At 70.4% G+C, this 13928-nt stretch carries 10 protein-coding genes; 6 read left to right on the top strand and 4 right to left on the bottom strand.

Annotated elements, in window-relative coordinates; translation table 11 throughout:
* From P2P98_RS15710 to P2P98_RS15720, 3 genes are all read right to left on the bottom strand, one after another.
* The coding region (locus P2P98_RS15710) for a glycoside hydrolase family 38 C-terminal domain-containing protein (protein ID WP_275801098.1) at positions 1-3065 on the bottom strand (3065 nt) is incomplete at its 3' end.
* 106 nt (positions 3066-3171) lie between these two features.
* Entirely contained in the window at positions 3172-4512 is a 1341-nt protein-coding gene (locus P2P98_RS15715; protein WP_275801100.1) for a 6-phospho-beta-glucosidase, read from the bottom strand.
* On the bottom strand, positions 4509-5255 hold the full coding sequence (locus P2P98_RS15720; RefSeq protein ID WP_275801102.1) for a DeoR/GlpR family DNA-binding transcription regulator: 747 nt from the start codon (positions 5253-5255) through the stop codon (positions 4509-4511). Before P2P98_RS15720 ends, P2P98_RS15715 begins: the two co-directional genes overlap by 4 nt.
* Positions 5256-5385: 130 nt before the next feature.
* Here P2P98_RS15720 and P2P98_RS15725 point away from each other — a divergent pair, with 130 nt between their 5' ends.
* Genes P2P98_RS15725 through P2P98_RS15750 form a run of 6 tightly spaced genes read left to right on the top strand, consistent with a single transcriptional unit; the run spans position 5386 to position 13343 of the window.
* On the top strand, positions 5386-6393 hold the full coding sequence (locus P2P98_RS15725; protein ID WP_275801104.1) for a PfkB family carbohydrate kinase: 1008 nt from the start codon (positions 5386-5388) through the stop codon (positions 6391-6393).
* Positions 6394-6435: 42 nt separating this feature from the next.
* Positions 6436-7710 carry an extracellular solute-binding protein gene (locus tag P2P98_RS15730; RefSeq protein WP_275801106.1) on the top strand — a complete coding sequence of 425 codons (1275 nt, stop codon included), beginning with the start codon at positions 6436-6438 and terminating at the stop codon, positions 7708-7710.
* Positions 7707-8675, top strand: coding sequence for a sugar ABC transporter permease (locus P2P98_RS15735; protein ID WP_275801108.1), 969 nt, complete (start codon positions 7707-7709; stop codon positions 8673-8675). The genes P2P98_RS15730 and P2P98_RS15735 overlap by 4 nt, the downstream gene beginning before the upstream one ends.
* Positions 8672-9568 (top strand): carbohydrate ABC transporter permease, encoded by an 897-nt coding sequence (locus P2P98_RS15740; RefSeq protein ID WP_275801110.1) that lies wholly within the window; start codon positions 8672-8674, stop codon positions 9566-9568. Before P2P98_RS15735 ends, P2P98_RS15740 begins: the two co-directional genes overlap by 4 nt.
* Complete coding sequence (locus tag P2P98_RS15745; RefSeq protein ID WP_275801112.1) at positions 9565-10395, top strand: glucosamine-6-phosphate deaminase; 831 nt, start codon at positions 9565-9567, stop codon at positions 10393-10395. Before P2P98_RS15740 ends, P2P98_RS15745 begins: the two co-directional genes overlap by 4 nt.
* Complete coding sequence (locus tag P2P98_RS15750; protein WP_275801113.1) at positions 10392-13343, top strand: glycoside hydrolase family 2 TIM barrel-domain containing protein; 2952 nt, start codon at positions 10392-10394, stop codon at positions 13341-13343. The genes P2P98_RS15745 and P2P98_RS15750 overlap by 4 nt, the downstream gene beginning before the upstream one ends.
* A 191-nt stretch (positions 13344-13534) precedes the next feature.
* On the opposite strand, the gene P2P98_RS15755 is transcribed toward P2P98_RS15750, so the two are convergent.
* The coding region (locus P2P98_RS15755) for a citrate/2-methylcitrate synthase (protein ID WP_275801115.1) at positions 13535-13928 on the bottom strand (394 nt) is incomplete at its 5' end.

Below are 13928 nucleotides of genomic sequence, written 5' to 3' on the forward strand. Positions count from 1 at the left end.
GTGAGCCGCAGCGTCACGACCTGGAACGGCCGCAGCTCGAGCGCGATGCCGTCTCCCTCGTGGGCGAGGTGGCGCGCACGGGCCATGTCATCTCCGAGCGGACGCTCGAGCAGGTCGACCTCGTCGACGGATGCCACGGCGAACCCCGGGACGAGGATCGTCGTCGCGCGCCGCCCGAGGGCTTCGTACACGCGCACGATCACATCTCCCGAGCGGTCGTCGGCGAGCTTGACCGCCTCGATGCGCACGCCCTCGTCCGTCGAGCGGAGCACGCTCCACGGCTCCACGGTTCCGTCGATGGCGGGACGGCGCAGCGGAAGATTCTGTTCGTAGCCCGATGCCACGACCGCGGCGATGTCCGCACCGGGGTGCACCGCGTACGCGAACGTGTGGTGCCCGGCATCCTGGATCGGGTCGGGAGAGTTCGCCGCCCGCACGAGGCTCAGGCGCACCTCGGTCTCGACCTCGCCCGAGGCGCCCACCGTGCGGGTGATGTCGTGGCCGTAGGTCGCGTCGTTGGTGACACCGATGCCGTAACCGGGCTCCTCGACGTGCACCCAACGGTGGGCCATGACCTCGAACTTCGCGTCTTCCCATGACGTGTTCTGGTGGGTGGCGCGGCGCACGTGGCCGTACTGGATCTCGGCGCTGTGGTGATGGGCGTGCACGACGAAAGGCAGCGAGGCCTTCAGCAGCTTCTCGCGCTCGTTCCAGTCGAGGTCGACGCCGAAGTGCACGCGCACGTCGTCGGCGTGCACCGCGATGGTCTGCGTCAGGTGCGACGTGCCGAACGAGCGGGTCACGACGACCCGCGCCCGCAGGTCGCCGTCGACGATCAGCTCGATCGCGTCCGCGGCATCCAGGTCGTCGTAGGTGTGACGGTAGTGGGCGTCGATGTCCCAGGCGTCCCACGCGTTCGGCAGATCCTGATGCAGCCGGAGCATGTTGGCCACACGGCCTTCCGGCACGAGCTCGCGGTTCTCGGCGAGGTCGACGATCGATGTGACGAGGCCGCGGGTGTCGACCGTGACGCGCACCAGCCCGTTCTCGAGCACGATGTCGTCGCCCTCGCGCCGCGCGGTCACCGGGTGAGTCGGAGCGACGGGAACGAGGGATGCCACGCCCAGCGCCGGCGTCTCGACCAGCGCGAGCGGGGTGCCGTCGGCATCCATCGCCAAGGACCGACGCGCGTGGTCGGCGGAGTTCACGACCGCGGCCGACAGGCCCGCGGCCTTCAGAGCCTCGGCGATCGAGTGGTCGAGCTCGGCGAGAGCTGCGGCGTAGTCCTCTTCGTTCTGCTCGTGCACCCACTGGATCGACGAGCCGGGCAGGATGTCGTGGAACTGCTGCAGCAGCACCCCCTGCCAGAGCCGGTCGAGCGCGTCGTAGGGGTACTCGGCCCCCTTCAGGGCCGCGGCGGTCCACCACAGCTCGGCCTCGCGAAGACGGTGCTCGGCCTCGCGGTTGCCGCGCTTCTCGCGAGCGTGCGAGGTGAAGGTGCCGCGGTGCAGCTCGAGGTACAGCTCGCCCACCCACACGGGGGCGTCGGGGTACTCGGCCTGCGCCTGCGCGAAGAAGTCGTCGGGGTGCTCGATCTCCACGCGGGGCGAGCCCTCGAGCGACTCGACGCGGCGCTGGCGCTCCATCATCTCGCGGATGGGTCCGCCGCCGCCGTCGCCGTAGCCGAAGGGCACGAGCGAGGTGGTCGCACGGCCCTTGTCGCGGAACTGGCGCACGGCGTGGTGCAGCTCCTCGCCCTCGAGGGTGGAGTTGTACGTGTCGATCGGGGGGAAGTGCGTGAAGATGCGCGAGCCGTCGATGCCCTCCCACCAGAAGGTGTGGTGGGGGAACTTGTTGGTCTGGCTCCACGAGATCTTCTGCGTGAGGAACCAGTCGAGCCCCGCGAGCTTCGCGATCTGCGGGAACGCGGCGGTGTAGCCGAACGAGTCGGGCAGCCAGATGCCGTGCGTCTCGACGTCGAGCTCGTCGCGGAAGAAGCGCATGCCCTGCGTGATCTGGCGGACCATCGCCTCACCGCCGGGCAGGTTGCCGTCGGGCTCGACCCACTGCGAGCCGACGACGATCCACTGACCCTTGGCGATCGCGGCCTTGATGCCCTCCCACACGTGCGGGTAGCGCTCCTTGACCCACGCGTACTGCTGGGCCGACGAGGCGGCGAAGCGGAAGTCGGGGTACTGCTCGGCGAGCGCCAGCACGTTCGAGAAGGTGCGCGCGGTCTTGCGCTTGGTCTCGCGGATGGGCCAGAGCCACGCGGTGTCGATGTGGGCGTGACCGATGCCCGACAGGCGGTGGGCGGATGCCGACGCGGGGCGCGAGAGGACGTCGACGAGCTCGGCGCGGGCGGCCGCTGCGGTGCCGACGATGTCGTCGAGGCGCAACACGTTCAGCGCCCGCTCGAGCGCGCGGAGTACCTCGTGCCGGCGCGGCTCGGTCTCGGGCAGCTCCTTGAGCAGCTGGTACAGCACCTCGACGTCGAACTGCAACGCCCACACCTCGGGCTCGAACACGGCGAGCTCGGCGGTGCGGAAGGTGTAGATCGGCGTCTCGGGAGCGGTCTTCTTGGAGCCGTAGACGGTCGGCACGAAGTCGTTCTTCAGGATGTCGGGGTTCGCGGCCGCCTCGACGAAGAAGTGGACGGGCTCCCCACCGGCGGCCTCGTCGGCCAGGCGCACGTAGTGGTTGCGCGGGTGGATGCCCTTGACCTGCACACCGTCGGGGGTGTGCACGAGCGCCTCGGCCTGGTTGCCGGGCCAGTCGCCCTGGAAGCCGGGGTCGAGCAGCAGCTCGACCGTGCGGCCGGCCCAGTCGGTGGGGATCTGACCGGTGACCTCGAACCACCACGTCGACCAGGCGCGACCCCAGCTGTCGCCGACGGCGAACGGCGTGTAGTCGGCGGCGAGGGCCTCGGATGCCGGGACGGGCTCGTCCGGGACCATCCAAGCGGCGAGGGTCACGGGCACGCGGGCCGAGTAGACGGCGGGAACGATGCGCTCGGTGAGAACGCGGTGGATGCGCTCTTCGACGAGCGTGAGGTTCTGGTGCACGGTGTCTCCGGTTTCGGGCTACGCGGGGTGAGGGTCGCGAGGTGGGAACCGCGCGAGGGGTGGTGCGGGGGTGCGGCACGATTCGGGCGGTGCCGCACCCCCGGGTTCAGCGGAGGTACGAGAGGTCGGCGAAGCTGGAGCTGGCATCTTCCAGCAACGCCCGCGCGACGCGCACCGAGTCGATCAGGGGGTGGTGCGCCAGGGCGCGCAGCGCCGCGGCGCGCGAGCCGCTCAGGGCCGCCTCGATCGTCTGGCGCTCGACGTACTTCACCGTCGTGATCAAGCCCTGCCCGAAGGCGGGGACCGTCGCGCTCTCGACCGGGCGCGGCCCCTCCGCGCCGACGATGCAGGGCACCTCGACGACGGCCTCGCTGTCGAGACCCGCGAGTACTCCGCCGCCGGGCACGTTGAGGATGAGCCGGGCCGACTGGTCGTAGGCGATCGCGCGCATGAGCGCGATCGCGACGTTCTCGTAGCCGCCCGAGACGAGGTCTTCCTCGTCGCGGTCGCCCATGCCCGCGGAGTCGCGGTTGGTCGCCATGTAGGTGACCTCGCGCTCGTGGCGGCAGGCCTCCCACGCGGCGTGCGGACGCGGGGCGGTCGCCGCCTCGTCCCAGAAACCGGCCTGCTGGTCGAGCAGGTAGCGCCCGCGCGTGGTCGCGGCGTACTGATCGGCCTGCAGCACGTCACGGCGGTAGGAGTAGTAGTGCAGGTACTCGTTGGGCAGGGCCCCGAGCGTGCGGATCCAGTCGGCGCCGAACAACGCCCCCTCTTCGAACGACTCGATGCGCTCGGGGGAGGCGAGGAGCTCCGGCAGCAGGTCGACGCCATCGCGACGAAGCGCGGTGAGCCAGCCGAGGTGGTTCAGACCGGCGTACTCGATCTCGACATCGGCGGAGTCTCGGATGCCGAGGGCCCCGAGCGCGCGGCGGGCGAGGCCGATCGGCGAGTCGCAGATACCGATGACGCGCTTCCCCAGCACACGGCCCATCGCTTCGGTGACGACACCCGCGGGGTTGGTGAAGTTGATGACCCAGGCGTCGGGTGCGACCCGCTGGATGAGCTCGGCGAGCTGCATCGCGACCGGGAGTGTGCGAAGCGCATAGGAGATCCCGCCGAAGCCGACGGTCTCCTGCCCGATGACCCCGTGCGACAGACCGATACGCTCGTCGGTCGCTCGACCGGCCATGCCGCCGACGCGGATTGCGGAGAACACGAAGTCGGCCCCGCGCAGACCCTCCTCGGCATCCGTGTGCACGCTCACGCGCGGCGCGTCGGGGAACTCCCGCGCCTGGTCCTCGAGGATGCGGGCCATCGTGCGCAGGCGCACTCCGTCGGTGTCGATGAGAGCGACCTCGTCGACACGACCCGGGTCGCGGTCGAGCAGGAGGGCGCGGTACACGAGGGGGGTGCGGAAGCCTCCGCCACCGATCATCGCAAGCTTCATGCAGTCACAATCTCGACATTCCGTCGGCCCAGGGACTCGACGATCGGGCCCTCGAGCGGCGCATCGGTGATGAGCCGCCGCAGGGCGAGGGGGAGGGCGATACGCCCGGCACCGCTGCCGGGGAACTTGCTGTGGTCGGCGAGCACCGTCGCCGCGTCGCACGCGGCGAGCATGGCCTGCTTGATCGGCACCTGAGCGAGGGTGGTGTCGCGCAGGTCTCCCTCGGGCGACATGCCACTGACGCCGAGGAAGGCGTGGTCAGCGCGGATGAGGCGCAGCGACTCCGTCGTCAGGTGGCCGGCGACGCTGCGGTACACCGGGTCGTAGTCGCCGGGCAGCAGCACGAGGTGCGTCTCTCGCTCGTCGCGCAGCACATCGTAGATCGCGAGGTTGTTCGTGATCACCGTGACCGCGCGGCCTCGGAGGAGGCGCGCGAGCTGGAGTGTGGTCGTACCGACGTCGAGGATCACCGCCTGCCCGTCGCGCACCGTGTCGGCTGCGGCACGCGCGATGCGCTCCTTGCCGTCGCGGTTGACCGGCTCCACCGTGGCGAAAGGCGCATCGCCCTCCCCCATCACGGCGCCGCCGTGCGTGCGGCGTAGGAGCCCCGCGTCGTCGAGGCGCTGCAGATCGCGGCGGATCGTGGCGATGCTCGAACCGGTGGCCTCGGCGAGCTCCGCCACCGTCGCCGCGCGGGCGGAACGGAGGTGTTGGAGGATCTCGCGGTCTCTGACGTCTTTCATGATGCGATCACCTTATCGCTCAAAATCGCTCAGTAACAAAATATTTACACGCAAAAGTTTGCGCGTTCCTGAGCGACGAATGCTATAAACGGTGAAACGCCCCGGTCGTCGCCGAAGAGAGGAGGGGCCGATGAGCTCACATCTCGGTTCCCCTGCGCCCCGCCTGTTGGCCGCCGGTCAGCTGTTCCTCGACGTCGTCTTCGCCGAGCTCGACGGCGCTCCGCGCCTGGGCGAAGAGCACTGGACACCCGCTTTCGGCTGGGGTCCCGGCGGCATCGCGAACTACGCGATCGCCGCCGCGCGCCTGGGCGTGTCCACCGCGATCTCGGCCGACGTCGGCACCGACGCCTTCTCCCGCCTCGTGCGCGACCGCCTCGCCGACGAGGGCATCGTCGCCGCCCTGCGCGAGCGCGACGACTGGAACCTCCCCGTCACGGCGGCCCTCGGGTACCGCGGTGACCGCGCCCTCGTCACCGGCGGACACCCGGCGGCACCCCTGGCATCCCTCTTGCGTACCGCCCCCGTCACGCCCGTCGCCGCCGTGCACATCGATGCGTCGGTCGCCGAATGGGTACGGGGTCGCGCGAACGAGGGTACGAAGGTCTTCGCCGACATCGGCTGGGACGCCGACGAGAACTGGGACGCCTCGGTGCTCTCGGTGCTCGACGGATGCCACGCCTTCCTCCCCAACGAGGGAGAGGCCCGTGCTTACACGCGTCACGACGACGCCCGCGCAGCGGCTCGCGCTCTCGCCGAGCGCGTCCCGCTCTGCGTGGTCACTCGCGGCGGTCACGGCGCGATCGCCGTGGACTCCGCCGCCGGCGAAGAAGTCGAGGTCGGCGCCGTCGTCATCGATTTCGTCGATGCGACCGGCGCCGGTGACGTCTTCGGTGGTGCCATCGCCGCGGCCGAGCTGACCGGCTGGTCGCTGCGCGAACGCGTCGACTTCGCGACCCTGGTCGCCGCGGTGAGCGTGTCGCGCCCCGGCGGCGCTGCGGCCGCCCCGCGACTCGACGAACTGGTCCCCTGGCTCGACAGGAACCCCGGAGCCGCCGACCCTGCGCGCTTCGCCTACCTCCGCGAAGCGCTGCACAACGGCGCCTCCCCCTTCGACGCCGTCTCGGCGTCCCGCCCCTGAACCTGCACCTCCACCGCACCCGAATCAAGGAGTGAACCACCCATGATGACCCTCACCCCGCGCCGCCGACGCGCGCTCGGCACCGTCGCCGTCGCCGTCAGCGCCGCCGTCTCCCTCTCCGCCTGCTCCGGCGGCACCAGCGGATCGTCCGACGGCCCGATGACACTCTGGACCTGGCCCGGCGGTCTCGGCGAGAGCGTCGTCGACGCCGCCAAGACGCAGTTCCCCGACGCGAAGCTCGAGGTCACCACGATCGGCGACGACGTCAAGCAGAAGCTCGTCACCGTCTTCACCGGCCGCAGTGGCATCCCCTCGATCACGGGGATCAAGGGCGAGGACATGCCCTACTTCCTGCAGCAGGCCGACCTCTTCACTGACCTGAAGACCCTCGGCATCGACGACAAGCTCGCCGACTTCCCCGCTTGGAAGCTCGCCGAGGCGACCACCGCCGACGGCAAGCTGATCGGCCTCCCCACCGACATCGGTCCGACCGCGCTCTATTACCGCACCGACGTGCTCGCCGCGGCGGGCCTGCCGACCGACCCGGCCGAGGTCGCCGCCGCGACGAAGACGTGGGACGACTACTTCGCCTTCGGCGAGAAGCTCAAGGCCGCGACCGGCGCCTACCTCGAGGTGTCGATGGAGGATGTCTTCACCAAGGTCATGGGTCAGGGTGAGACGCACTTCGTCTCGCAGGACGGCGAGTTCCTCGGCGAGAGCGCCCAGGTCAAGAAGGCGTGGGACACCGCGGTCGAAGCGAACCAGCGGGGCCTCGTCGCCGGCATCCAGGACGGCAGCCCCGACTGGGCTGCCGCGGTCAACAACGGCTCGCTGCCGACCCTGCTCGGCGCGGCCTGGTACCAGGGCGACCTGAAGAGCAACGCCCCCGACACCTCGGGGAAGTGGAACGTCACCGCGATGCCCGGCGGTCCCGCCAACATCGGCGGCTCGTTCCTGACCATCCCTGCCTCCACCGGCAACAAGGAGGAGGCGCTGAAGATCGTCGACTTCCTCCTGAGCCCTGAGAACCAGGCCACCACCTACACCGAGGTGGGCAACTTCCCGTCCTCCACGGCCGCCCTCTCACAGCCCGCCCTGCAGGAGCCGGATGCGTTCTTCGGCGGTCAGATCACCACCGACGTCTTCAAGTCGGCCTCGGAGAACATGCCGATCAGCTACACCAGCCCCATCGACAACGAGGTGGCGGCTCCCTTCATCACGGAGCTGACCAACGTGCAGTCGCAGGGCAAGGACCCGAAGCAGGCCTGGACCGACGCCCTCGCCGCTGCCAAGCAGGTGTGGGAGCGCTCTAAGTGACATCCGCCACGCGCGTCATGACGGCCTCGGGGGTGCGCCCCAGCGCGCGCCCCCGGGGCCGGGGCCTCATCCGGCACTGGCCGATGTACGTGGCCATCGCGCCCTTCTTCCTGCTGTTCCTCGGCTTCGGCCTCTTCCCGACCGCGTACTCGCTCGTGCTGTCGTTCCAGGACTGGAACGGCCTGGGGGCGGCCAAGTGGACGGGCATCGACAACTACACGCGCCTGTTCACCGACCCCACATTCTGGCTCTCGGTGCGCAACACGTTCGTCATCTTCGTTCTGTCGACCTTCCCGATGCTCGCCATCGCGATCGCCGTCGCCGCCATGCTGAACAACGCCGTGCGTTTCAGCACGGCCTTCCGCATCGCCTACTTCGTGCCGAACATCACCTCGGTCGTGGCGATGGCCGTGTTGTTCGGCTCGATCTTCGGCGAGAACTTCGGCCTCGCCAACTCCTTCCTGCACGCCGTGGGGCTCCCCGGGGTGCAATGGTTGTCGACGCCCTTCGGCATCCAACTCACGATCTCGATCCTGATCACGTACCAGTGGACCGGGTACAACGCGATCATCTTCCTCGCCGGCATGCAGTCGATCGGCGGCGAGGTGTACGAGGCCGCCAAGCTCGACGGCGCCGGCCCCATCCGCAGCTTCTTCTCGATCACGCTGCCGCTGTTGCGACCCACGATCATCTTCGTGCTCGTCGTCTCGACCGTCACGGGCATGCAAAGCTTCACCGAGGCGCAGGTGCTCACCGCGAGCTCCAGCACGACGAACCCGAACAGCGGCGGAGCGGGCCAGGGCGGTCTGACCATGGTCCTGTACTTCTACCAGCAGGCCTTCAGCTACAACCGCTTCGGCTACGGCGCCGCGATCGCGTGGGGCGTGTTCCTCATCGTCGTGATCTTCACCATCATCAGCTGGCGCTTCACCGCCGGCAAGAAGGAAGACCAGGCCCGCGCATGACCGTCACCACGCCTCCGCCCGCCACGATCACCGAACACATCACCACCTCCGGTGTGCCGCTGCGTCGTCGCCGCAAGGTGACCCCCGGCCGGGTGCTGCTGTACGGCGTGCTCAGCGCGGGCGCCTTCATCTCGCTCTTCCCGCTGTACTGGCTGGTCGTCATGGCCAGCAACTCCACGAGCGACATCTACACGACCCCGCCGACCTTCGTCCCCGGGCCTCGGCTGTTCGACAACATCGGCGCGGTGTTCTCGCGCATCGACTTCGCGGGGTCACTGCTCAACACGGTGATCGTCGCGTGCAGCGTGACCTTCCTCGTGCTGGTGTTCGACTCGCTCGCCGCCTTCGCGTTCGCGAAGTTCGAGTTCCCGCTGCGCCGCACGCTCTTCACGATCACGCTCGTGACGTTCATGCTCCCGATGCAGCTCGCGGTCATCCCGCAGTTCATCACCATGACCAACCTCGGCTGGGTCGGCCAGCTGCAGGCGTTGGTCGTCCCCGCCGCGGCCAACGCGTTCGGCATCTTCTGGCTGCGCCAATACATGGTGTCGTCGATCCCGGATGAGTTGATGGATGCCAGCGTGCTCGACGGCGCGGGCTTCTTCCGCCAGTGGTTCACGGTGTGCCTGCCCCTCATCCGCCCCGGTCTCGGCTTTCTCGGGATCTTCACCTTCATCGCCGCGTGGAACGACTACCTGTGGCCGCTCGTCGTGCTCACGAACCCCAACCAGGTCACGCTGCAGGTCGCGATGGCCCAGCTGAACACCGCCTTCGGCCAGGACTACGGCATGGTCATGGCCGGCGCCCTGCTCGCGGTGCTGCCGCTGCTGATCGTCTTCCTCATCGGTGCGCGTCAGTTCATCGGCGACATCGCGAAGGGCGCCATCAAGTGAGCGCACAGACACTGGCCCTCGCGCCGGTCTCGCCGACCACGCGCGTCATCTCCTGCGCGACCGACGAGATCGGCGAGGTCGCCGCCGACCTCGTCGCGACCGTCGCGCCCGACGGCGTGCTGGGGGTGGCCACCGGCTCCTCGCCGCTCGCGCTGTACGCCGCGCTCATACGCCGTCGCGAGAGGTCCCTGAGCCTGTCGAACGCCCCAGACCTCGGTCCGCACGAGAGGTCCCTGAGCCTGTCGAAGGGACCGGCCGCCACCGAGGGCTTCGCCACCGAACACCTCCGCCTCTTCGCCCTCGACGAGTACGTCGGCCTCGACGCCGCCGACCCCCGCTCGTACGCGGCCTACGTGCGCTCGGTCATCGCCGAACCCCTCGGCATCCCATCCCAGAACGTCCGTGTGCCCAGCGGCGCCACCGCCGCCGACGCCGACGCGTACGAACGCGCCATCGCCGAGGCGGGCGGCGTCGACCTGCAGATCGTCGGCATCGGCCGCAACGGTCACATCGGCTTCAACGAGCCCGGTTCGGATGCCGAGACCCGCACGCGCGTGGTCGCGCTCGACGAGAGCACGCGACGCGCCAATGCCGAGCACTTCGGCGGCGATCTCTCCCTCGTGCCGACGCACGCGATGACCCAGGGTGTGGCGACGATCCTGTCGGCCCGCCGTATCGTGCTGGTGGCCTCCGGCCGCGCGAAGGCCCGCGCCCTCCGCGCGGCCCTCACCGGCCCCGTCAGCGCCGACAACCCCGCCTCCTTCCTGCAACGGCATCCCGACGTCACCGTCGTGGCCGACCCCGACGCTCTCTCAGAGGATCGATGACCCACCTCGGCGACCCCTCCCCCGGTTCCGCTTCCCGCCTGGCCCCTCGCGCATGGCTGCGCACCGACGCCCCCGCACAGAGCCTCGACGGCGACTGGGCGTTCCGCCTGCACCCCGAAGACCCCGCTGACGACATCGACGGTCCACCGCCGTTCGCCGCGGTCGACGCCGACGTATCGTCGTGGGCGAGCATTCCCGTTCCCTCGCACTGGGGTCTGCACGGCCATGGCCACCCCACCTACACGAACATCCGGTACCCGTTCCCGCTCGACCCGCCGCACGTGCCCGACGCCAACCCCACCGGAGATCACCGGCGCGTGTTCGAGTGGCATCCGTCGTTCTGCCCGGGCGGGCGCACGCTGCTGCGGTTCGAGGGCGTCGAGTCGCTCGCGACCGTGTGGCTGAACGGCACCGAGATCGGGTGGTTCACCGGCAGCCGCCTGATGACCGAGTTCGACATCACCGACCATCTCGTCGACGGCGAGAACGTGCTCGCCGTGCGCGTGCACCAGTGGTCGGCTGCGAGCTATCTCGAAGATCAGGATCAGTGGTGGCTCCCGGGCATCTTCCGCAGCGTGTCGCTGCAGGGGCGTCCCGCGAACGGACTCGACGACGTGTTCGTGCGGGGCGACCGCGACCCCGCGACGGGAGCCGGCGTTCTCGACGTGCAGCCCCGCGGCGGCTTCCCCGTGACCGTGCGCGTGCCCGAGCTCGGCATCGACGAGACGTGGGCCTCGGCGGGCGAAGTGGTCCCCCTCGCAATCGACGCGGTCGACGCCTGGACGGCCGAGACACCCCGCCTCTACGACGTGGAGGTGTCGACGGATGCCGAGACCGTTCGGCTGCGCGTCGGCTTCCGCCGCGTCGAGGTCGTCGGCGACCGCTTGCTCGCTGACGGTCGTCCCCTCGTCTTCCGCGGGGTGAACCGGCACGAGACCGACCCCGACCGCGGCCGTGTCTTCGATGAGGACTACGTACGGGGCGAGCTCGCGCTCATGCGCCGGCACAACATCACCGCCATCCGCACCGCCCACCAGCCCCCGCACCCGCGCGTGCTCGAGCTGGCCGACGAGTTGGGCTTCTGGGTCGTCCTGGAGTGCGACCTCGAGACGCACGGCTTCTGGGACGTCGAGTGGAGGGGCAACCCCGCAGAGGATCCCGCCTGGCGCGCGGCGTGCCTCGACCGCGCCCGCCGCACGATCGAGCGCGACAAGAATCACGCGAGCGTGGTGATGTGGTCGCTCGGCAATGAGTCGGGCACCGGTCGCAACCTCGCCGAGATGGCCGGGTGGATCCGCGAGCGCGACGACTCCCGCCCGATCCACTACGAGGGCGACACCGGCGGGGCGTACACCGACGTGTACTCGCGCATGTATCCGACGATGGAGGAGATCGCCTCGATCTGCGGCGAGCAGACCATGCCCGTGCACGAGGTCGGCGCCGCCGAGGGTGCCCGCCAGCGCGCGAAGCCTTTCGTGCTGTGCGAGTTCGGGCACGCGATGGGCAACGGCCCGGGCTCCCTCGCCGACTACGACGCGCTCGTGGAGCAGTACCCGCGGCTGCACGGCGGCTTCGTGTGGGAGTGGCGGGATCACGGCATCCGCGCCCGCACGGACGACGGCACCGAGTTCTTCGCCTACGGCGGCGACTTCGGCGAGCCCGTGCACGACGGGGTCTACCTGATGGACGGCCTCGTGCTCTCGGACGGCACCCCCTCGCCGGGGCTCGGCGAGCTGGCCGCGGTCTGGGCGCCCGTCGTGCTGGAGCACCTCGACGGCGACACCTGGCGGGTGCGCAACCGTCAGCACACGCTCGGCACCGACCACCTCGAGCTGCGCTGGCGCGTCGAAGACGACGGCATCCGCGTCGCCTCGGGCGCGCTCGACCTGCCGGCCCTCGCCCCGGGTGCGGAGGGCGTCGTGGAGCTGCCCGAGATCCCGGATGCCACGACCGAGCGTTGGGTGACCCTGGAGGTCGCGCTGCGCGAGGAGTCGCCGTGGGCGCCGGCGGGTCACGTCGTCTCGCGAGCCCAGGCGCAGCTGCATATCGCCACCCCTCGACCGGCCCGCCCCGCCAGAGGCGGCTGGACCGGCGATGCTCTGGGCGACGCGGTGTTCGACCGACGCGGGGGGCTCGTCCGCTGGCGCGACCTCGAGGTCTCGGGTCCGCTGCCCGAGCTGTGGCGCGCGCCGACCGAGAACGATCAACTCGACGGTCAGGGCTCGTACGAGACGGCAGACCCGGCCCTGACCCACGGACGCGGCGACGAAGACACGCCGGCATCATCGGTCCGCTGGCTCGAGCGCGGCCTCGACCGTCTGCAGCACCGGGTGTTGTCGGTGGAGCGCACGGAGGCCGGGCTCGTGCAGCGCGTGCGGTCGATGGCCGCGCACAGCGCGCAGGGCATCGAGACCACGTTCTCGTGGCGACTCGACGGCGAGGGTCTGCGGCTGCACACCGACATCCGCCCCTTCGGTCCGTGGGACTGCACATGGCCGCGCGTCGGGGCGCGCTTCGGATTGCCGGGCGCCCTCGCCGACGAGCGGGTGGAATGGTTCGGCACCGGGCCCGCGGAGTCGTACGCCGACAGCGCCGAGGCCGCGTACGTCGGCCGCTTCTCCTCCGCCGTAGACGACCTCGGCGTCTCGTACGGCCGGCCGCAGGAGACCGGCCATCGTCCAGGCCTGCGCGCCCTCGACCTCGGCCCGCTGCACCTGCGCGCGGTCGCGTCGGGCTCGACCGGCCTGCCCGGCTTCCAGCTCGATCGCCACACGGCGCAGGAGCGCACCGGCGTCGCCCACCCGCACGAGCTGCCGCCCTCGAGCGGCCTCTGGCTGTATCTCGATGCGGCGCAGCACGGCCTCGGCTCGCGCGCGTGCGGTCCCGACGTGCTCCCCCGCTACGCGCTCTGGCCACGGGCGGTGTCGTGGACGGTGGTGTTCGAGTAGGGGTTCCTGTCCCGCCCGAGGCCCCTGTCCCGCCCGAGGTCCCTGAGCTTGTCGAAGGGACCGGGACCAGCCGCGAGGCCCCGTACCGTCCCGCGGACTCCGTCGCCGACACGCCGCCCCGGGCCCGTGCCCACCGGCGTGTCGCCCACCGACTCCGCCTGACGGCACACCCGCCGGCACCGCCGCCCGGATCACACCGCCCGCACCGCAGGCCCCACGTACCGCGCCGACGGCCGGATGATCTTCGGGTCCCGCGCCTGCTCCAGCACGTGCGCCGTCCAGCCGATCGTGCGCGCGAGCGCGAAAGTGGGCGTGAACAGGTCGCGCGGGATCCCGCACTGCTCCATCACGACCGCCGCGTAGAACTCGACGTTCGCGTGCAGAGGGCGATCGGGGCGATACTGCGCCAACTGCCGCTCGGCCTCGTCCTGGAAGGCCAGCGCCTGCGCGACGCGCTCTCCGCCCAAGCCCTGCGCGACCTCGCGCAGCAACTCCGAGCGCGGATCGGCCGTGCGGTGCACCGCGTGCCCGAACCCCATGAGCCGACGCCCCGCGGCGAGTTCCCCCGCGATCCAGCTCGCCGGA

The sequence above is a fragment of the Microbacterium sp. Kw_RZR3 genome (genome assembly GCF_029222405.1).
GTDB lineage: Bacteria > Actinomycetota > Actinomycetes > Actinomycetales > Microbacteriaceae > Microbacterium.